Annotated in this window: 17 protein-coding genes, 1 pseudogene and 1 riboswitch; of the genes and pseudogenes, 14 read left to right on the forward strand and 4 right to left on the reverse strand. The window is 67.4% G+C overall.

Annotated elements, in window-relative coordinates; translation table 11 throughout:
- The 3 genes from GXB81_RS26155 to pepN all read right to left on the reverse strand — a co-directional run.
- The coding region (locus GXB81_RS26155) for a HigA family addiction module antitoxin (RefSeq protein WP_205990721.1) at positions 1 to 319 on the reverse strand (319 nt) is incomplete at its 3' end.
- 16 nt (positions 320 to 335) lie between these two features.
- Complete coding sequence (locus GXB81_RS26160; RefSeq protein ID WP_205990722.1) at positions 336 to 617, reverse strand: type II toxin-antitoxin system RelE/ParE family toxin; 282 nt, start codon at positions 615 to 617, stop codon at positions 336 to 338.
- Between the two features lie 171 nt (positions 618 to 788).
- Positions 789 to 3,494 carry an aminopeptidase N gene (pepN, locus tag GXB81_RS26165; protein ID WP_205990723.1) on the reverse strand — a complete coding sequence of 902 codons (2,706 nt, stop codon included), beginning with the start codon at positions 3,492 to 3,494 and terminating at the stop codon, positions 789 to 791.
- 445 nt (positions 3,495 to 3,939) lie between these two features.
- Between pepN and GXB81_RS26170 the strand changes: the two genes are divergently transcribed.
- Positions 3,940 to 4,644, forward strand: coding sequence for a DUF4136 domain-containing protein (locus GXB81_RS26170; protein WP_167046754.1), 705 nt, complete (start codon positions 3,940 to 3,942; stop codon positions 4,642 to 4,644).
- 97 nt (positions 4,645 to 4,741) lie between these two features.
- Here GXB81_RS26170 and GXB81_RS26175 read toward each other — a convergent pair whose 3' ends face one another.
- Positions 4,742 to 5,314 (reverse strand): TMEM165/GDT1 family protein, encoded by a 573-nt coding sequence (locus GXB81_RS26175; RefSeq protein ID WP_167046757.1) that lies wholly within the window; start codon positions 5,312 to 5,314, stop codon positions 4,742 to 4,744.
- Between the two features lie 12 nt (positions 5,315 to 5,326).
- Positions 5,327 to 5,541: riboswitch (yybP-ykoY riboswitch) on the reverse strand.
- 574 nt (positions 5,542 to 6,115) lie between these two features.
- Here GXB81_RS26175 and GXB81_RS26180 point away from each other — a divergent pair.
- The 13 genes and pseudogenes from GXB81_RS26180 to GXB81_RS26245 all read left to right on the forward strand — a co-directional run bounded on the left by GXB81_RS26180 (position 6,116) and on the right by GXB81_RS26245 (position 19,705).
- Complete coding sequence (locus tag GXB81_RS26180) at positions 6,116 to 6,958, forward strand: beta-ketoacyl synthase chain length factor (protein WP_205990724.1); 843 nt, start codon at positions 6,116 to 6,118, stop codon at positions 6,956 to 6,958.
- On the forward strand, positions 6,942 to 7,736 hold the full coding sequence (locus tag GXB81_RS26185) for a 1-acyl-sn-glycerol-3-phosphate acyltransferase (protein ID WP_205990725.1): 795 nt from the start codon (positions 6,942 to 6,944) through the stop codon (positions 7,734 to 7,736). Before GXB81_RS26180 ends, GXB81_RS26185 begins: the two co-directional genes overlap by 17 nt.
- Positions 7,711 to 8,010 (forward strand): phosphopantetheine-binding protein, encoded by a 300-nt coding sequence (locus tag GXB81_RS26190; RefSeq protein WP_167046768.1) that lies wholly within the window; start codon positions 7,711 to 7,713, stop codon positions 8,008 to 8,010. Before GXB81_RS26185 ends, GXB81_RS26190 begins: the two co-directional genes overlap by 26 nt.
- 3 nt (positions 8,011 to 8,013) lie before the next feature.
- Complete coding sequence (locus GXB81_RS26195) at positions 8,014 to 8,265, forward strand: acyl carrier protein (protein ID WP_205990726.1); 252 nt, start codon at positions 8,014 to 8,016, stop codon at positions 8,263 to 8,265.
- Positions 8,265 to 8,936 (forward strand): hypothetical protein, encoded by a 672-nt coding sequence (locus GXB81_RS26200; RefSeq protein ID WP_167281534.1) that lies wholly within the window; start codon positions 8,265 to 8,267, stop codon positions 8,934 to 8,936. Before GXB81_RS26195 ends, GXB81_RS26200 begins: the two co-directional genes overlap by 1 nt.
- On the forward strand, positions 8,933 to 10,651 hold the full coding sequence (locus tag GXB81_RS26205) for an AMP-binding protein (RefSeq protein WP_205990727.1): 1,719 nt from the start codon (positions 8,933 to 8,935) through the stop codon (positions 10,649 to 10,651). Before GXB81_RS26200 ends, GXB81_RS26205 begins: the two co-directional genes overlap by 4 nt.
- Complete coding sequence (locus GXB81_RS31615; protein ID WP_241016523.1) at positions 10,651 to 12,597, forward strand: glycosyltransferase family 2 protein; 1,947 nt, start codon at positions 10,651 to 10,653, stop codon at positions 12,595 to 12,597. The genes GXB81_RS26205 and GXB81_RS31615 overlap by 1 nt, the downstream gene beginning before the upstream one ends.
- Positions 12,584 to 14,284 carry an aromatic amino acid ammonia-lyase gene (locus GXB81_RS26220; protein WP_241016521.1) on the forward strand — a complete coding sequence of 567 codons (1,701 nt, stop codon included), beginning with the start codon at positions 12,584 to 12,586 and terminating at the stop codon, positions 14,282 to 14,284. The genes GXB81_RS31615 and GXB81_RS26220 overlap by 14 nt, the downstream gene beginning before the upstream one ends.
- Positions 14,281 to 14,712 (forward strand): thioesterase family protein, encoded by a 432-nt coding sequence (locus tag GXB81_RS26225; protein ID WP_167046779.1) that lies wholly within the window; start codon positions 14,281 to 14,283, stop codon positions 14,710 to 14,712. Before GXB81_RS26220 ends, GXB81_RS26225 begins: the two co-directional genes overlap by 4 nt.
- An 80-nt stretch (positions 14,713 to 14,792) precedes the next feature.
- On the forward strand, positions 14,793 to 15,479 hold the full coding sequence (locus tag GXB81_RS26230; protein ID WP_205990731.1) for an outer membrane lipoprotein carrier protein LolA: 687 nt from the start codon (positions 14,793 to 14,795) through the stop codon (positions 15,477 to 15,479).
- Positions 15,479 to 18,031 (forward strand): MMPL family transporter, encoded by a 2,553-nt coding sequence (locus GXB81_RS26235; protein ID WP_205990728.1) that lies wholly within the window; start codon positions 15,479 to 15,481, stop codon positions 18,029 to 18,031. The genes GXB81_RS26230 and GXB81_RS26235 overlap by 1 nt, the downstream gene beginning before the upstream one ends.
- Positions 18,028 to 19,211 (forward strand): annotated as a pseudogene (locus GXB81_RS26240) (beta-ketoacyl-[acyl-carrier-protein] synthase family protein). The gene GXB81_RS26235 and the pseudogene GXB81_RS26240 overlap by 4 nt, the downstream one beginning before the upstream one ends.
- 5 nt (positions 19,212 to 19,216) lie before the next feature.
- The gene (locus GXB81_RS26245; protein WP_205990729.1) at positions 19,217 to 19,705 is read left to right on the forward strand and encodes a hotdog family protein; all 489 of its coding nucleotides are present in this window, start codon (positions 19,217 to 19,219) and stop codon (positions 19,703 to 19,705) included.
- Positions 19,706 to 19,728 lie beyond the last annotated feature (23 nt).

Genomic DNA, 19,728 nt, shown 5'->3' on the forward strand with positions numbered 1-19,728 from the left:
TGATCTGCTCGCCCGCGGCGGCGGTGGCGACGCGCAGGTCGTAGGCGATTTGCAGATTGAGCCAGAATGGCGCGCTGGCGCCGAAGTAGCGCTCGAGCCGCAGCGCAGTATCGGCGGAGATCGCGCGGCGGCCGCGCACGACGTCGTTGATGCGCGGCGCCGGCACTCGCAGCGCGAGCGCGAGCGCGTTGACGGACATGCCGAGCGGCTCGAGAAACTCGCTGCGTAGAATCTCGCCGGGATGGATCTCGGCAATGACCTCGCCCGTATCGACGTCCGAGAAATCGATGCTGTTGAGCGCGGAGCGTTTGATGACCATGTCGGTCTCCCAATAGTCAGTGATAGTCGACGATCTCGACATTCAGCGCGTCTTCGCCCACGAAATGAAAGCAAATGCACCATTGCGCATTGATGCGAATGCTCCATTGCCCGCTGCGCAGGCCCTGCAAGGCTTCGAGCCGGTTGCCGGGCGGCGCGTGCAAATTCGCGATGGAGCTTGCGGCGTCGATCATCAGCAGCTTGCGATAGGCGAGCGCCTGGATGTGATGCGGCAGCGAATGCACGAACTTGCCCTGGAAGATTCTCGCGGTGGCCTTGTCGGCGAATGTCAGTATCATGGATGATATAACGCGTCACGTTAAATGTAAATAATTAAACCGAGGCGTATACTTTCTCCTTGCGAACGAGGCATGAACAGTCGGCCAGATGGCTAATGTCGCCACCGCCAGACGAAAAAAAGCCGGCAACGCGTGCCGGCTTTTTGGTGCGGTGTGAAACTCAGCGAGGCATTACGCCAGCGCCTTCTCGACGATCTCGCGCACGTCGCGCGATTTCACCTGCGCGGCCACTTTTTCGAGCGCCGCGCGCATGCTGTCGCGCAGCGCCGGCGTGAAGCGGCGCCACAGTTCGAGCGAGCGCGCGAGGCGTGCGGCCACCTGCGGATTGAGCGCGTCGAGCGCGATTACCTGGTCGGCCCAGAACGCGTAGCCCGAGCCGTCTTCGGCGTGGAACTGCGCGGGGTTCGCCGCGCAGAAGCTGAAGATCAGCGAGCGCGCGCGGTTCGGGTTCTTCAGCGTGAAGGCCGGGTGCGTCATCAGCCTGCGCACCGTGTCGATGACCGGATGCTGCGCGCTGCCGCGCTGCGTCGCCTGTAACGCGAACCACTTGTCGATGACGAGCGGCTCCTTCTCGAAGCGCCGGTAGAAGTCGTCGAGCGCGTGCTGCGCCTCGGCGCTGCCGCCTTGCGGCGCGCCCGCGTTGAGCAGCGCGGAGAGCGCGGCCGCGCGATCGGTCATGTTGTTCGCGGTGTCGTATTGCGCGGACGCGAGGCGCACGGCTTGCGCCGGATCGTCGAGTTCCGCGAGATACGAGAGCGCGAGATTCTTCAACGCGCGATGCCCGGCCGCCTCGGGCGTCGCTTCATAGTCGCCCGGCGTGCGATGCTGCTCGTACACCTTCAGCCAGTCGTCGCGCAGCGCGTTGGCGAGGCGCTTGCGCACGAACTGCCGCGCCGCATGAACCGCGGCCGGGTTCGACTCGGCCATCTGCTCGGCCAGATACGCTTCGGACGGCAGCATCAGCGCGAGTTCGCGGAACGCCGGCGACAGCGTCTCGTCGGTCAGCACGCGCGCGAACGCGGCAACCACCGAGTCGTCGAGTTGCAGCGCCGCGCCCGTGGCCGCGCGCGCGGCGAGCGCGAGCAACTCGCGCGTGGCGAGCCGCTGGCCGGCTTCCCAGCGGTTGAACGGATCGCTGTCGTGCGCGAGCAGGAACGCGAGCTGTTCGGCCGTGTAGTCGTATTCGACGATGACCGGCGCCGAGAAATTGCGCAGCAGCGACGGCAGCGGTTCCTGCGCGACGTCGACGAACGTGAAGGTCTGCTCGGTCTGCGTGAATTCGAGCACGCGCGTGGTCGACGCCGCTGCCTGCGCCTCGCCTTCGAGCCGCAGCGGCAGATCATGGCCGTCCGCGCCGATCAGGCCGAGCGCGAACGGAATCAGCAGCGGTCCCTTCTGCGTTTCGCGCGCGGCCGGCGCGGCGTCGCCGTAACCTTGCCTGAGCGTCACGCTGTAGCGCTGCTGCGCGGCGTCGTAGCGGGTGCGCGCCGACACGCGCGGCGTGCCGGCCTGGCTATACCAGCGCTCGAACTGCGCGAGGTCGCGGCCGTTCGCGTCGGCGAGCGCGTGGCGGAAGTCGTCGCAGGTCACGGCCTGGCCGTCGTGGCGCGCGAAGTACAGGTCCATGCCCTTGCGGAAACCGTCGCGGCCGAACAGCGTCTGATACATCCGCACGACTTCCGAGCCTTTCTCGTAGACGGTCATCGTGTAGAAGTTGTTGATCTCGACGTAGCTCTCGGGGCGCACCGGATGCGCCATCGGGCCCGCGTCCTCGGCGAACTGCATCTGGCGCAGCACGCGCACGTCCTCGATGCGCTTGGTCGCGCGCGCGGCTTCGTCGCTGCTGCCCGTCTGGCCGCCCGCCATGTCGGCCGAGAACTCCTGGTCGCGGAACACGGTGAGCCCTTCCTTCAGGCTCAGCTGGAACCAGTCGCGGCAGGTCACGCGGTTGCCGGTCCAGTTGTGGAAGTATTCGTGGCCGACCACCGCTTCGATGTTCGCGAAGTCGGTGTCGGTGGCGGTTTCGGGGTTCGCGAGCACGTACTTCGTGTTGAAGATGTTGAGCCCCTTGTTCTCCATCGCGCCCATGTTGAAGTCGCTGACCGCGACGATCATGAAGCGGTCCAGATCGAGTTCGAGCCCGAAGCGCGCCTCGTCCCATTGGATCGAGTGGATCAGCGAGTCCATCGCGTGACGGGTCTTGTCGAGATCGTGCGGTTCGACCCACACCTGCAGCAGCTTTTCCTTGCCCGAGCCGGTCTTGACGCGTTCTTCGAGCGCGACGAGCTTGCCCGCGACGAGCGCGAACAGGTAGCTCGGCTTTTTGAACGGGTCTTCCCAGCGCGCGAAATGGCGGCCGTCGGGCAACTCGCCTGCTTCGAGCAGATTGCCGTTCGACAGCAGCACCGGATAGTCGGCCTTGCTCGCGCGCAGTGTGACCGTGAAGCTCGCCATCACGTCGGGGCGGTCGAGGAAGTAGGTGATGCGGCGAAAGCCCTCGGCCTCGCACTGCGTGAAGAAGTTGCCGCTCGAGACGTACAGGCCCGACAGCGTGGTGTTGTCCGCAGGATTGCAGATACTGGTCAGCGTCAGCTCGAAGCTGTCCGGCACGTCGTCGAGCACGAGGCCATGCTCGTGCGGATGCGCATGGGAAAACGGCTGGCCGTCGAGTTCGGCGCCGACGAATTCGAGCTGCTCGCCCATCAGTTCGAGATGCGCGGCGCGCGCTGCGTCCGGGTTGCGGCGCACGCGCATCGTATTCCTCACGACCGTGCGTTCGGGGACCAGATCGAATTCGAGCGCGACGGTGTCGATCAGGAAGGCGGGCGGCGCGTAATCGGCGCGGCGGATCACATTGGGCGTTGCGGTATCGGCCATGGCGTTCTGTGGTGGTGGACTCGAGCGGTCAGGCGCGCGCAGGGCGCGCGAGCCGGGCTTGGTCGAGCCATTGTACAAAGCCTCGGGCGATTGTGCGGAACGATGCGGGGGCGAGCTTCGAAGCCTGGCGGTACGACCTGACTGTGCGGCCTGGCCGGGCGTCGATAGCGGGCCGCCGGCTTCGTTGCGCCTTGGCCGGGAAGAACCTTTTGCCGGCCGGCGAGGTCAGCGTATTATCGGGCGCTGCGCGCGGCGGCAGTCCGTGCGGTCAGTGTGGTCCGTGAACGCGTGGCGGCGGGTTCCGCGCCTCGGGCCGGCATCGATCCGCTTCGGCGGATCAGGTCGCGCGAAGAGGTCACGCGAAGAATCGCGCCACCGGCACGGAATAATCGCGCTCGATCCACGGTTTTAATTGCAGCACTTCAGACGCATCACGAGGTAGACCATGAACACCGATCGATGGACGCGCCGCATCATGCTGCTGTTCGCGGCACTGACGTTGCTGCTCGCCGGCTGCACGACCTATGTGACGACCCAGGTCACGGCGTTCTCCGCGTGGAGCGGCAGCGACGCGACCCGCACCTATGCGTTCACGCGACACGAGGATCAGCAGAACAATCTGGAGCTGACCGCGTACGAGCGGATCGTCGCGAACGAACTGGCCGCGCAGTCGTTCCGCGAGGTTCCTCGCAACGAGGCGCGCTATCTGGTCGAACTCGCCTACGGCATTCGCTCGGACATCGTGACCGTCGCGGAACCGGTCTATTACAACCCGTGGCCCGGTCCGTACTGGGGCCGGCCGTTCGATCCGTGGGGGCCGTGGGGACCGTTCCCGACCGCTTACGTGAATCAGAGCTACCCGGTTTTCACGCATCTGCTCGGCATCCGGATGACCGAGCGCGCGAGCGGCAAGGAGGTCTACAACGTGAGCGCGCGTAATTTCGGCGGCGAGTCGTCGCTGGTCAGGGCGATGCCGTATCTCGCGCGCAGCGCGCTCGCCGATTTTCCGCTCGGCAACGGCGCCGTGCATACGGTGAAGATTCCGGTCGGCAACGGCGGCATGGCGGTGACAGAGGTGTCGATGCCGGCTGCGGCGCCGGCGGCGGCGTCGGGCACCTCGGGCTCATCGGCCACCAAGCCAGGGCAGTAAGCCGCGCTCGCGCGGTGCGTCGGCACCCGGCGCACCATGCAAAACCACGCAAAAACGGCCCGGCAGGCGTGATCCGCCGGGCCGTTCGCTTTGCCGCCTAAACCCCCACCCCGAGCAGCGCCATCGCCCCGAGCACGACGAACATCACCGCCGCGATGCCGTGCACGAGCTTCGTCGGCAGACGATGCGCGAAGCGGTCGCCGAGCAGAATCGCCGGCACGTTGGCGATCATCATGCCGAGCGTCGTGCCCGCCACCACACTGAAGAAATCGTGAAAGCGCGCGGCGAGGGCGACCGTCGCGATCTGCGTCTTGTCGCCCATTTCCGCGATGAAGAACGTGACCACCGTCGCGCCGAACACGCCGAAGTGCGTGCGGTTGGTGTTGGCTTCCTCGTCGTCGAGCTTGTCGGGCACGAGAATCCACAAGCCCATGCCGATGAACGAGGCGGCGAGCGCCCAGCGCATGATGGCCGGCGTGAGCATCGAGCCGAGCCACGCGCCGAGCGCGCCGGCGCCCGCGTGATTGATCAGCGTCGCGACGAGCACGCCGAGAATGATCGGCACGGGTTTGCGGTAGCGGGCGGCGAGCACGAGCGAGAGCAGTTGCGTCTTGTCGCCGATTTCGGCGAGCGCGACCGCACCGGTCGAAATAAGGAAGGCTTGATTCACTTTGAAGGGATTCCTCGGGCCGAATCATGAACGAGCGACGACCCACGACACGCCGGGCCCTGTTGCGGCGCGTGTGGATCATCGGTCTCGCCAGGCCAGAGGCTGCGGCTGCCATGGCCGTGACGGCCAAGTCTGTTGACAGGCGCCCTCGCGAACCGCACGTGCGACGCACCGGCGAAACGCGGTGCGGACGTGCTGCGAGGCGGCTACTCCCCAATGAGGGCCGGAGTATAACAGAGCCGGCGGTGCGTTTACCGCGGATATCGGGCCGATACCGGACTGATACCGGTTTGATATTGCACGGATGTTGCGCGGATGCCGCGCCGCGCATACGGCGCCGGCTGCGGCGGTTTGCAACAATTGCCAGGAAAGGCCGCAAACGATTTTCGGAAAGCAGGGCGCCGCTCCCGTCTCTCCCGCCACCCCGAAAATTGCCGCCGGCCCCGCGCGCAAGCCTTCCCGACGGGCCCGCCGCAGCGTTCCGGTCATTTTTGTCAATTCGTCTGACAGTTTGTTGTTTTAAGGCTCGGATACAGATGGATACGTCTTTCCTGGCTGATTTAATCCAGAATATTCAGTATGATTCCGGCGACAAAAGGAGCCTGAGCCAAATCTCGCAGACCCATTGACAAAGGCGCCTAAATAATCGGGGCCAATTGCCGATAATTCGCTGAATTCCCCCTAAGAAGATTGGTCGATCCCGGCTGAAAACATCCCGATCCGCGCGGCGCCACACGCTGTGACGGCTGTATATTCCGTCAGGCGCTTGAGCCTTTTCCCGTTTCTACGCGCGAACACCGTATGCCCGATCTGCACTGGACCATTCCGGTCGGTCGCTGGTCTAGCTGGCCGGCTACCGCATCTGCCGCACCCGATATCGGCTTTATCGAGCCGATCGTGCGGCGGCGTCTCAGCACGCTGTCCAAAGCCGCGCTCAAGGTTGCGCACGATTGTGTCGCGCGCGAGCCGGTGCGCGTGGTTTTCGCGTCGCGGCACGGGGAATTGCGGCGCACCACCGACATCCTGCGCAGCATCAGCGCCGGCGAACCGGTTTCGCCGACCGCGTTCAGCCTGTCGGTGCTCAATGCGATGACCGGCGTCTTCGGCATTGCGCGCGGCGACCGCTCGGCCGCGAGCGCGGTGTCGGCCGGCGCGCAAACGCTCGGCTATGCGCTGCTCGAAGCGTATGCCCAATACGCGACGCAACCCGACTCACCGGTGCTGCTCGTCTACGCCGACGAACCGGCCGATCGCGCTTACGGCACGATCGAAGACGAAGTACAGGGCGGCGCGCTCGCGCTGCTGCTCGACGACACGGCGGCGGCCGGGCACATCGTATGCTCGCTGTCCCGCGCGGCCGGCTCGCAGCCCGCGCCGGTTGACGGCGCCGCGGCCAACGTAACTGCGGCCAACGCTAATCTGGCCAGTAACCTGGGCGCCAACCCGGGCAACGCTGCCGCCGAAGCCGCTGCCGCCGCTAACAACCCGCCTGCCAACCCGAACACCCTCGCCGCCGACACCGCCGCAACCCGCTTCCCCACCCAGAGCCAGGCGCTGCTGCACTGTCTCGAAACCGGGCAGCCCGCGTGCTGGGAGCGGGCCGGCGCCCTCTGGCACTGGAGATGGCATGACCGCGCGGCTTGATTATCTGTGGCGTCTTTGCGCGACCGGCATGGCCTTCGTCGTGTTCGGCCTCTGCGGCATGCTGTTTTCGGTGCTTGTGTTTCCGCTCGCGTGGCTGTGGCCGCATCGCGCGTCGCGGCAGCGCGCCGTGACCGCTGTGATCCACTGGTTTTTCCGCGCGCTCGTCGCGGTGCTGCGCGGCGTCGGCGTGATGGAGCTCGACGTGTCGGGCGCGGCCGCGCTGCGCGCGGGCGGCCCGGCCGTCGTCGTCGCCAATCATCCGACCTATCTCGACGTGATGGTGCTGCTCTCGCTCACGCCGCGCGCGTGTTGCGTCGTGAAGAACGCGCACTGGCGCAATCCGTGTTTCTGGGGCATCGTGCACGCGGCCGAATACGTGAGCAACGCGGACGCCACCGAACTCGTCGAAGCGGGTGCGCGCCAGCTTGCGGCCGGCTACACGATGATCGTGTTTCCCGAGGGCACGCGCAGCCCTGCGCCGAACCGGCTGCACGCGTTTTCGCGCGGCTTCGCGCATATGGCGCTGAAGGCCGGCGCGCCGATCGTGCCGGTGCTGATGGATTGCGACCCGCCCGCGTTCACGCGGCAGATGCGCTGGTACGACGTGCCGGCGCGCGCTTTCCGGATGCGCGTGAACGTGCTCGCGCCGCTCGGCGTCGGCGAACTTGCCGCGCACGACGCGACCCCGGCCCTCGCGGCGCGCAGCGTGACGCGCGCCGTCGAAGCCCACATGACCCAGCACCTGTTCGATTATGGATTCTTTAAAACTGGAAATTAAAAAGCTTCTGATCGAAGCGCTCGATCTCGAAGACCTGAGCCCTGCCGATATCGACGACGATGCCCCGTTGTTCGACACCGACGGCATCGGTCTCGATTCGATCGACGCGCTCGAAATCGGCATCGTGCTGCGCAAACAATACCAACTAACCATCGCGGCGAACGACGAACGCACGCGCGAACACTTCCGCTCGATCAGCACGCTCGCCGCGCTCGTCGAGAGTCAGCGCGAAGCGTCGCAGGCTGCGAACGAAACCACCAGGAAAGGGGAATGAACCGTGACCGAGACTGAGATTCTTGAGCGCATCCGCGCGATCTTCAAGGAGAACTTCGCGATCGAGCCCGAGCGCGTGACGCCCGAGGCGCATCTGTTCGAAGACCTCGATCTCGACAGCATCGACGCCGTCGATCTCGCGATCAAGCTGCAGGAAATGACCGGCCGCCGTATCAAGCCCGAGGAATTCAGGTCGGTGCGCACCGTCGGCGACGTGATCGGCGCGGTCGAGTCGCTGCTCGCGGCGCAAGGCTGATGCCCGCCGCGCGCTCGCGATCGCAGACGGCGCCGTCGTTGTCCGCCGCGGCCGGCGCGCCCGGTACGCGGACTCACTGGAGCAGGGCCGTCGTACGAGGGCTGCTGATGCTCGCGTATCCGGTGCTGATCCTGTGCGCATGGCATTGGGACACGCCACGGCTCGTCGGCTTCATGCTGCTCGCGATCCTGTGGCTGCAGCGCTGGGCCGGCGGCGGCCCGCTCGCGCTGTCGCTGCGGCAGCTTTCCGCGCTCGACTGGGGCGTGCTCGTACTGCTCACCTGCGCGTCGGCGGCGATCGTCGTGACCGACAGCGAGCTGTTGCTGCGTCTCTATCCGTCGCTCGTCAATCTCGGGCTGCTCGTCGCGTTCGGCGCGACGCTCGCGCGCGGGCCCTCGATGATCGAAAAATTCGCGCGGCTCGGCAATCCGAACCTGCCGGCCGACGCGGTGCGCTATACGCGGCGCGTGACCCAGGTATGGTGTGCGTTTTTCGTCGCCAACGGCGCGTTTTCGGCGTATACGGCGCTGTACTGGAGCCGCGCGAACTGGTCGCTCTATAACGGCGCGATTGCCTATGGGCTGATCGGCCTGCTGCTCGCCGGCGAGATCGTCTGGCGTTATCTCGTCGTGTTGCCGCGCGCCGCGCGAGCGGGTTCGGAGGCCGCATGATCGCGCTGCACGATCTGCTTCCGGCCGTCGCGTCGAGTGCGCCCGATACGCCCGACGCGCTCGGTACGCCGGTGTGCCGCGACGGCGCGACGCTCATCGACCGCGCGGCGTTTCGCGCGCGCGTCGCGGCACTGATCGCGCTTGCCGAGACCCATGCGGCGCCGCGCTGCGCCCTGTGCATCGACGACCCGTTCGATTTCTCCTGCGCGTTGTTCGCGCTTTTCGCATGCGGCAAGGAGCCGGTGATCCCGGCCAACGCGACGCCGGGCTATCTGGCCGATCTCGCGGACGCCTACGACTTCATGCTGACGGACGCCGATCTGCCGCCGTTCGCCGCGCGCGACGCGACTCATGCTGCCGCGACGCATGCTGCCAGCCCGATCGATCCGCATGCGCCGCTCACGCTCTACACATCCGGCAGCAGCGGCACGCCGAAGCCGATCCGCAAGACGCTCGCGCAGTTCAACGCCGAAGTGCAGACGCTCGAACAGCAGTGGGGCGCGTTGCTCGGCGACGCGACGATGCTCGCGAGCGTGCCGCATCATCACATCTACGGGCTGCTGTTTCGCGTGCTGTGGCCGCTCGCGGCCGGCCGCGCGTTCGACCGAGCAATCGGCACGGAGCCGCTGCAATTGCAGGAACGCATCGCGCAGTGCGGCGCGACCGCGCTCGTCTCGACGCCCGCACAATTGTCGCGCTGGCCCGCGTTGCCGGGCTTTGTCGCGCTGACCCCGGCGCCGCACGCGTTCTTCTCCTCGGGCGGCCCGCTCGCGGCCGACGCCGCGCAGCACTATGCGTCCGCCTACGGCGCGGCGCCGCTCGAAATCTACGGCAGCACCGAAACCGGCGGGATCGCGTGGCGTCGTCAGGATCACGGCGACGCGTGGCAGCCGGTCGCGGGCGCCGAGGTGCGGTGCGACGACGACGGCGCGCTGTGCGTGCGCTCTCCGCATCTCGATCATGACGACTGGCATCGCACCGGCGACCGCGTTGCCTTCGACGTCGATGGCCGTTTCCGTCTGCAAGGCCGTCTCGACCGTGTGCTGAAGCTCGGCGGCAAGCGGGTCTCGCTGCCGGAACTGGAAGCGCGTCTCGCGCTGCATCCGTACGTGGCGCAGGCGGCGCTCGTGCCGCTCGAAGGCGCCTCGCGCGAACGGGTCGGCGCGGTGGTCGCGTTGAGCGAGGCGGGCGGCGCGGCCTTGCGCGAGGAAGGCCGGGTGGCGTTCGCGAAAACGCTGCGCCGTCATCTTGCCGATTATTTCGATGCGGTCGTGCTGCCGCGTCACTGGCGTTTTCGCGCGAGCCTGCCGTTCGATGCGCGCGGCAAGCTGCCCGCGAGCGCGGTGGCGGCCGCGTTCGAGCCGCGCGCCGAGGGCATGGAAGTGCTCGCCGAAACGCGCAGCGGCGACACGCTGCACTACGAACTGCGCGTGCCGCCCACGCTCGTGCATTTCGCCGGCCACTTTCCGGGCCTGCCGATTCTGCCGGGCGTCGTGCAGATCGACTGGGCCGTGCGGCTTGCGGCCGGACATTGGCCGAAGGTGCGCGCGCTTGCCTCGGTCGAGCGTCTGAAGTTCATGGCGCCGGTCCCGCCGGGCGCGGTGCTCGGGCTTACGCTGACGCACGACGCCGCGCGCCGGCGCGTGCAGTTCGCCTACCGGCTCGACGGCCGCGAATGCGCAGCGGGCGTGCTCGTGCATCGGGAGGATGCGTGATGGGCATCGCGGCCTGCATCGTCATTCCGATCTATAACCACAAGGACGCGATCGGCGCGACCGTCGCGCATCTCGCGGTGCATGGCCTGCCGATCTTCGTCGTCGATGACGGCAGCGACGAGCCGACCCAACAGGTGCTCGCCGCGCTCGCGCGGCAGTACGCGGAGCGGCTTACGCTGCTGCGTCTGCCGCACAACGGCGGCAAGGGCGCGGCGGTGATGGCGGGCTTGCGGGCCGCGCGCGCGGCAGGCTACACGCACGCCTTGCAGATCGACGCCGACGGCCAGCACGATGCCGCCGACGTGCCGCGCTTCATCGACGCGGCGCGCACCGCGCCGGGCGCCGTGATTCTCGGCCGCCCGGTCTATGACGGCAGCGTGCCGAAGGTGCGTCTCTATGGGCGCTATCTGACGCACGTATGGGTGTGGATCGAAACGCTGTCGCTGACGATTCGCGACTCGATGTGCGGCTTTCGCCTCTATCCGCTCGCGCTCGCCTGCGAACTGATCGACAGTGTGCGACTGCCGACGCGCATGGACTTCGACATCGAGATTCTCGTGCGCCTCTACTGGCGGCGCGCGGCATTCCGCTCGATTCCAACGCGCGTCACTTACGCCGCCGATGGCGTGTCGCATTTCGACGTGTTGTGGGACAACGTGCGCATCAGCCGCAGCCATACGCGGCTCGTGTTCGGCATGCTGTGGCGTTTGCCGATGCTGCTCGCGCACAAGGTGATGCCGCGCCGTGGTGTGCTGGTCGATGAGGCTGATGGGGAAGCGAACGGCAAAGCGGCGGATAAAGTTGCCGCCAACGCCGCGGACACCGCCAACACCGCCAACACCGCCAACACCGCCAACGCCGCCAACGCCGCCAACGCCGCCAACGCCGCCAACGCCGCCAACGCCGCCAACGCCGCGCGTGACGCGGCGGGCCAACCCACCGGCAACCCGCTACGCAAACCCGCGGACGAACCCGCGCAAGCCGCCGCTCCCGAAGCTTGGTGGCGCATCGCCGAACGCGGCAGCCACCTCGGCATGAGTCTGCTCGCGCTGAGCTGCAAGCTGTTCGGCCACCGCTTCACCGCGCTCTGGCTGCATCCGATCGTCGCGTATTTCCTGCTGACGGGCCGTGCCGCGCGCAAGGCGTCGGCCAACTACTTCAGGCATCTGAGCGCGGCCGCATCGTCCGCCGATGCCGACACCGATACGCCGCGGCCGGGCTGGCTGTCCGCCTATCGGCATATGCTCGCGTTCGCGCAGTCGGGCTTCGACAAGCTTGCCGCGTGGAGCGGCCGCGTCGACGCGGCCGACGTCAGGTTCGACGATCCTTCGGCATTCGAAGCATTGATCGCGAGCGGCAAGGGCGCGCTCGTGATCGGCGCGCATCTCGGCAATCTCGAGATGACGCGCGCGCTTGCCGTGCGCGGCGCACACGCGAAAGTCACGGCGGTGGTCTATACCGAACACGCGCGGCGTTTCAACGAGGTGCTCGCGTCGGCCAATCGCGACTTCGCGCGGCATCTGCTCGAAGTCGGCGATTTCGGTCCCGAGACCGCCGTGCTGATGCAGCAGCGCATCGAGGCGGGCGAGCTGCTCGTGATCGTCGGCGACCGCGTGCCCGCGCGCGAAGCGGGCCGCACCACCGACGCGCAATTCCTCGGCGCGAGCGCACCGTTCGCGCAAGGGCCGTACGTGCTCGCGCATGCGCTCGGCTGTCCGGTGTATCTGTTCTTCTGTCTGAAAGAGCGCGACGGCTATCGCATGTACTTCGAGCCGTTCGCCGAGCGCATCGAGCTGCCGCGCCGCGAACGCGCGCAGCATCTGGCCGCATGGGCGCAACGCTATGCGCTGCGTCTCGAACACTATTGCCGCAAGGCTCCTTATCAATGGTTCAATTTCTTCGATTTCTGGGCGAGCCCGAGGCGAGGCGCAAATGGCCGAACATGATCTGAGCGCGGCGCACGAGGCCGGCGCGGGTACGAGTGCGGACCCGGATCGGCATGCGCAGATGAACCCGCGTATCGATACGCACATCGATCCGCGCACCGATCCGCGCACAAGCGCCGAGGCGATCGTGATCGGCGGCCGTCGCTTGACGATCGAAGAGGTCGTCGCGATCGCGCGGCACCGCGCACCGGTCGCGTTGAGCGCCGATCCCGTGTGGCGTGCGCGCATCGAGCGCGGCGCGGATTTTCTGCGCCGCCATCTGGCGCAAGGCGCGACCGTCTACGGCGTCAACACCGGTTACGGCGATGCCTGCGTGGTCGACGTGCCGATGGAACTCGTCGAAGCGTTGCCGCTGCAACTGACGCGCTATCACGGCTGCGGCATGGGCGCGTATCTCGACGACGCGCAAACGCTCGCGGTGATCGCGGCGCGCCTGAACTCGCTCGCGTATGGTTTCTCCGGCGTGCGGCCTGTGCTGCTCGAACGTCTCGCCGACCTGATCAATCACCGCGTGTTGCCGCGCATTCCGTCCGAAGGGTCGGTCGGCGCGAGCGGCGATCTGACGCCGCTCTCGTACGTGGCGGCGGCGCTCGTGGGCGAACGCGAGGTGCGGTTCGCGGGCGCGTCGCGCGAGGCGCGCGGCGTGTGGGCCGAACTCGGCGCCGCGCCGCTGACGCTCGCGCCGAAGGAAGGGCTCGCGCTGATGAACGGCACGGCCGTGATGACGGGGCTCGCGTGTCTCGCGTTTGCGCGCGCCGATCATCTGACGCGGCTCGCCGCGCGTCTGACCGCGCTGTCGACCGTCGCGCTCGACGGCCGCGCCGCGCATTTCGACGCGCTGCTGTTCGAGGCGAAGCCGCACTTGGGCCAGGCCGAAGCGGCCGCCTGGATTCGTGACGATCTCGCGGGCCGCGACGATACGCCCGGGCATCGTCTGCAGGACCGTTATTCGATTCGCTGCGCGCCGCATGTGATCGGCGTGGCGCGCGATGCGCTGACATGGGTGCGCCGCGACGTCGAAAACGAGCTGAACAGCGCGAACGACAATCCGCTGATCGACCCCGACAACGAACGCGTGCTACACGGCGGCAACTTCTACGGCGGCCATATCGCGTTCGCGATGGATGCGTTGAAGGTGGCGGTCGCCAATCTCGCCGATCTGATGGACCGGCAGCTCGCGCTGCTCGTCGACGTGAATTTCAACAACGGCCTGCCGCGCAATCTGTCGGGCGCCGCGCCCGCGCGCGCGGCGATCAATCATGGCTTCAAGGCCGTGCAGATTTCGTCGTCCGCGTGGACCGCCGAAGCGCTCAAGCACACGATGCCCGCGAGCGTGTTCTCGCGCTCGACCGAGGCGCACAATCAGGACAAGGTCAGCATGGGCACGATCGCCGCGCGCGACTGTTTGCGCGTGCTCGAATTGACCGAACAGGTGGCCGCCGCGCACACGCTCGCGACCGTGCAGGCCGTGAAGCTGCGCTTGCGCATCGATGCCGCGACGCCGGTGCCGGTGCCGCTGCGCGAGTTCATCGACGCAGTGAGCGCGCAATCGCCCTTCGTCGATGAAGACCGCGCGCTGGAAGGCGAACTGCGGGCATTGACCGCGTGCATCGGCGCGTGCGAACTGCTCGACGGCTATCGGACCACGGCGGATTCATCCCGCCAACGCAAAGGACGCGACGCATGAGCGGAACGCCGAAAACGCTGAGCGCGAGCGCGACGGTCGAAGTGCCGTTTCACGACGTCGACGCGATGAACGTGTGCTGGCACGGCAACTATCTGAAGTACTTCGAGATGGGCCGCGCCGCGCTGCTGCGCGCATTCGACTACGACTATCGCGAGATGCAGGCGTCGGGCTATCTGTGGCCGATCGTCGAGGCGCATCTGAAGTATGTGCGGCCCGCCGTCTACGGGCAGACGCTCGACGTGCGCGCGCAACTGCTCGAATACGAAAACCGCCTGAAAATAGGCTATGAAATCGTCGATTGCGCATCGGGCACGCGCCTGACGAAGGGCTATACGATTCAGGTCGCCGTCGATGCCGCGACCCAGGAATTGCAGTTCGTGTCGCCGCCGGTCGTGTTCGAAAAACTGGAGCGTGTATGGGGGCGATGAGGGGAATGATGAGGAAGCCGATGGAAGGGGCGATGAATCGGAAGACGGCGTTCGCGGTTGCCCCCTGGGTACTGGGCGCAATGGCTGTGACGTGCGCGATCGCATGGCCGGCAGCACCGGCGCATGCCGCCACTGCAAACGCGAATGCCGCTACGAATGCCACTGCCACCGCGAATACGGCAACCGCAACGACACCTGCAACCGCCAACAATCCTGCACTCGTGTCGCAGATCGCCTCGCATCTCGCCCAGGCCAAAGGCGTGCGCGCGCAATTCACGCAGACCCAAACGCTCGCCGCGCTGAAGCAGCCGCTCGTCAGCAGCGGCACGTTGCTGTTTTTCCGCGAGCGCGGCGTGATCTGGCAGATCGACACGCCCTACAAAGCCACCTACGTGATCACCGATGCGGGCGTCGCGCAACTGAACGCCGATGGCCAACGCGTGACCACGCACAGCGCGCAGGGCGCGCGCGGCGTCGCGCAGGTCTCGAAGATGATGCGCGCGACGCTTGGCGGCGATCTGTCCGCGCTGTACTCGCAGTTCGACGTGGCCGCCGAAGGCAGCGCCGCGCAGTGGCGCATGCGGCTCACGCCAAACCAGCCGCAGCTCGCGCAATCGATCAAGGGGCTCGACATGGCGGGCGGCGACTATCTGCAAAGCCTGCGCATCAGGCTCACGAACGGCGACGTGACGAAGCTCGAGTTCGCGAAGAGCGTGACCGTCGACGCACCGACCGCGGCCGAGCGCAATCTGTTCGGAGCGCCGTGATGGACATGCTGCAGCAGCGGTCCGCGAAACAGGCATGGGGCGTGCGCGCCGCATGGCTCGTGCTCGCGCTGCTGGCGGCCCTGTATTGCGGCTGGCGCTTCGCGGGACCGGCGCCGCTCGAAACCAATCTGCTCGCGCTGCTGCCCGCGACCGAGGCGGACCCGGTCGCCGAAAAAGCGGTCGATACGCTCGCGAGCGCGCTCGGCGATCGCACGGTGCTGCTCGTCACGAGCCGCGACGACGCGCACGCGAAAGCGGCGGCGAAGCAACTGGGCGCATCGTTGCAAAAGAGCGCGGCGTTCGCCTCGGTGACGGCCGAATTGCCGCCGTTCGATCTGTCGCAGATCGCGGCGCTTTATATGCCGTATCGTTTCGGTCTGCTCGCGCCGGCCGATCGCGCGGCGCTCGCGGGCGGAGTACCGTCGGCGACATCGGCATCGGCATCGACGCACACGTCCGCCGTCGCTGCGACCTTGCGCGACCAGCTCGCGCAGCGCCTCTACAGCCCGCTGCAAGCCGGCCTTAACACGCAACTCGCCGACGATCCGTTCGGCTGGCTCGAACGCTGGCTCGGCAATCTGCCGCTCGCGACGTCGAATCTCGAAGTCGAGGACAACCTGCTCGTATCGCATCGGCACGACGCGCAGGGTGACACAACGAGCGTGCTGATCGTCGCGACGCTGCCAGGCTCCGCCTACGAAACGAAAACGCAGCGCGCGGTCCACGCGGCGCTCACCGACGCCGAAAGCACGCTGCGGCAGACTTTCCCCGACGTCACGGTTGCGCGCACGGGTGCCGTGTTCTACGCCGAGGCCGCGCGCAGCGCATCCGAGCGCGAGGTGCATCTGATCGGCATCGCCTCGCTGTGCGGGATCGCGTTGCTGATGATGTGGGTGTTCCGCTCGCCGCGTCTGCTGCTGCTCGGCTTCGTCTCGACGGCGCTCGGCATCGTCTGCGCGCTCGCGGCCACGCTGCTGGTCTTCGGCAAGCTGCATCTGCTGACGCTTGTGTTCGGCGCGAGCCTGATCGGCGAGGCGGTCGATTATTCGATCCAGTACTTCGTCGTCTATCTCGGCGCGGGGCGCGCCTGGGATGCGCGGTTCGGCGCACGCACGGTGCGCCCCGCGCTGACGGTCGCGTTGACGACGAGCCTGCTCGGCTACGCGATCCTGATGTGGGTGCCGTTCCCCGCGCTCAAGCAGATCGCATGCTTCGCGATGGCGGGCATCACGACCGCGTTCGCTTCGGTGCTGTGGCTGCTGCCCGCGTTGCTCACACGCGCGCCGCGCCGCAGTCCGCAGCGCGTATTCGACGGCGCGGCGCGCCTGCTCGCGGGCTGGCAGCGCGCGATCGGCGGCAAGCGCGCCTGGCCGCTCGCCGCAGTGCTGCTGATCGTCGCCGCGCCGGGTTGGCTGCGCCTCACGAGCGACGACGATATCCATCTGCTGATCCAGCGCGATGCGTCGCTCGTGGCGCAGGAAAACCAGGTGCGCGAAGCGGTTGGCGTCGACAACAGCGCGCAGTTTTTCGTGGTACGCGGCGCGACCCAGGAAGCGGTGCTGCAACGCGCCGAAGCGCTCGGCGCGAAGCTCGATGCGCTGAACGGTACCGCCGATAGCGTCGGCGGCTATCAGTCGATCACGCAGTTCGTGCCGTCCGCGCAGCGTCAGAACGAAGCTCGCGTGCTGCTTGCGCAACACGTATTCAACGATGCCCCTGCATTGCGCGCGATCCTGCTGCAAGCGGGCTTCAAGGACGACGTTGCCGATGCATGGCTCGCGGCTTTCGCGAAACCGCAGCCGCCGCTGACCGTGGACCGCTGGCTCGCGGTGCCGTGGTCGCAGCCGTACCGGCATCTATGGCTCGGCGCGGTGGAATCGAATCCGGCCAGTCAGGCGAACCAGGCGAACCCGCCGCATGCGCAAAGCTACGCGGCCGTCGTGATTCCGCAAGGCGTGACGCCTCGCAACGAGCCCGCGCTGATCGCACTCGCGCACGGCCTGCCCGGCGTCGTATTCGTCGACAAGGCGGCGAGCGTGTCGAAGCTGTTCGGCGCCTATCGCCGGGATAGCGGTGGGTGGCTCGGCGGCGCGCTCGTGCTCGTCTGCGTGCTGCTGATGCTGCGCTACAAGCCGCGCGGCGGCATCGCGACGACCTTGCCGGTGCTGCTTGCGGTTGGCGTCGCGCTGGCGGTGTTCGGCTATGCGGGCGTGCCGCTCAATCTGTTCAACTGGCTCGCGCTGATGCTCGTGCTCGGCGTCGGCGCAAACTATGCGGTGTTTCTGCGCGAAGGCTGTTTGCGTGCGGACGCAGACCTCGGCGCGGTATGGACCGGTGTGCTGCTGTCGGCGGCGACCACGCTGCTGTCGTTCGGCATGCTCGGCATGAGTGCGATGCCCGCGCTCAGGAGCTTCGGCACGACGCTCGCGCTCGGCATCGCGGTCGCGGTGCTGCTTGCGCCTATCGGCATGCCCGAGGACGAGGGCATGGCAGCGCACAGGCCATCGCGCGGATCATCGCGCAAGTCATCGGAATCACGGAGAGCCGCATGAAAGCGCCACCCGTTTATTTGCACGCGCTCGGCATGATCAACGCGCTCGGCGGCAATCTCGACGAAATCGTGCCGGCGCTCGCCGCCGCGCGCGCGCCCGGCATGGGCCCCGCGCATACCGGTATCGGCGATGCGTTCGTCGGCAGCGTGCTTACGCCGCTCGATCTCGCGCCGCGCGCCGATCTCGCGCGCTACGACTGCCGCAACAACCGTCTGCTGCTGGCCGCGCTCGCGCAGATCGCGCCCGCGATCGACGCCGCGCGTGAGCGCTACGGCTCGGAGCGCATCGGCGTCGTGCTCGGCACCAGCACCTCGGGCATCGAGGCGGCCGAAACCGCGTTCGTCTATCACGCGCAGGCGGGCGAGCTGCCGGAGAATTTCAACTACCGGCAGATGGAAATCGGCACGGCCGCGCCATTCGCCGCCGCCGCGCTCGGCGTGCAGGGACCGGCGTTCACGATCTCGACGGCCTGCACGTCGAGCGCGAAAGCGTTCGCGTCGGCGCGCCGTCTGCTGCAATTGCAACTGTGCGACGCGGTCGTCGTCGGCGGGGTCGACTCGCTGTGCGAATTGACCGTGCAGGGTTTCGCCTCGCTCGAATCGACGAGCGGCGCGCGCACCAATCCGATGAGCCGCAACCGCTGCGGCATCAACGTCGGCGAGGGCGCGGCCGTGTTCCTGATGAGCCGCGACGAAGCGGCGGTGCGGCTCGCGGGCCTCGGCGAATCGAGCGACGCGCATCATATTTCGGCGCCGGACCCGCAAGGCGTCGGCGGCGAACTCGCGCTGCGCGGGGCGCTGGCCGATGCGGGCATCGCGGCGTCGGCGGTCGGCTACGTGAATCTGCACGCGACCGCGACGCGCAAGAACGACGAGATGGAAGCGCAACTGATGGCGCGCGTGTTTCCCGGCGGCGTCGCCGCGAGCGGCACCAAGCCGTTGACCGGCCACCAGCTCGGCGCGGCCGGCGCGACCGAACTCGGCTTCGCGTGGCTCGCGCTCACGCGCGAAAGCGCGACGCTGCCGCCGCATCTGTGGACGGCGAAGCCGATCCCGAGCTGCCCGCGCTCGATCTCGTCGAAGACGCGCGCCGCTTGCCGCACGGCACCGGCCCGCAATACGCGATGAGCAATTCGTTCGCGTTCGGCGGCAGTAATGTCAGCCTGATCCTCGCCCGGTAACGCGCATGACGACTCCGCTTCTGACTGTCGAGCAACTCCTGCGCCAGCCGATCGAGGCGATCGTCCCGCATCGCGGCAGCATGCTGCTGATCGACGCGGTCGAGACCTTCGACGAAACCACGCTGAGCGTGCGCGCCAGCGTTGACCCGCACGCGTGGTATGCCGACGCCGACGGCGCGATGCCCGCGTGGATCGGCATCGAACTGATGGCGCAGTCGATCGCCGCGCACGTCGCCTTGCTCGCGATGCGCAACGGCGGCCACGCGCGGCCGGGTGTGCTGCTCGGCTCGCGCAGCTACCAGGCGGCGCGGCCCGCGTTTGCCGGCGGCGCGCGTTTGCGCATTCGCGCGAGCGAGCTGCTGCGCAGCGAGGCAGGCCACGGCGCGTACGAATGCACGATCGACGCGGACGACGTGCGCTGCGCCGAAGCCGTCATCAAGGTATTTCAGCCGCCCGATTTTCAGTCATTCATCGAAGGGAGTTTCAGTTCATGAGCCGGCGTGTTCTCGTTACCGGC

Origin of the sequence: Paraburkholderia sp. Ac-20336 (assembly GCF_017105025.1) — a bacterium.
GTDB lineage: Bacteria > Pseudomonadota > Gammaproteobacteria > Burkholderiales > Burkholderiaceae > Paraburkholderia.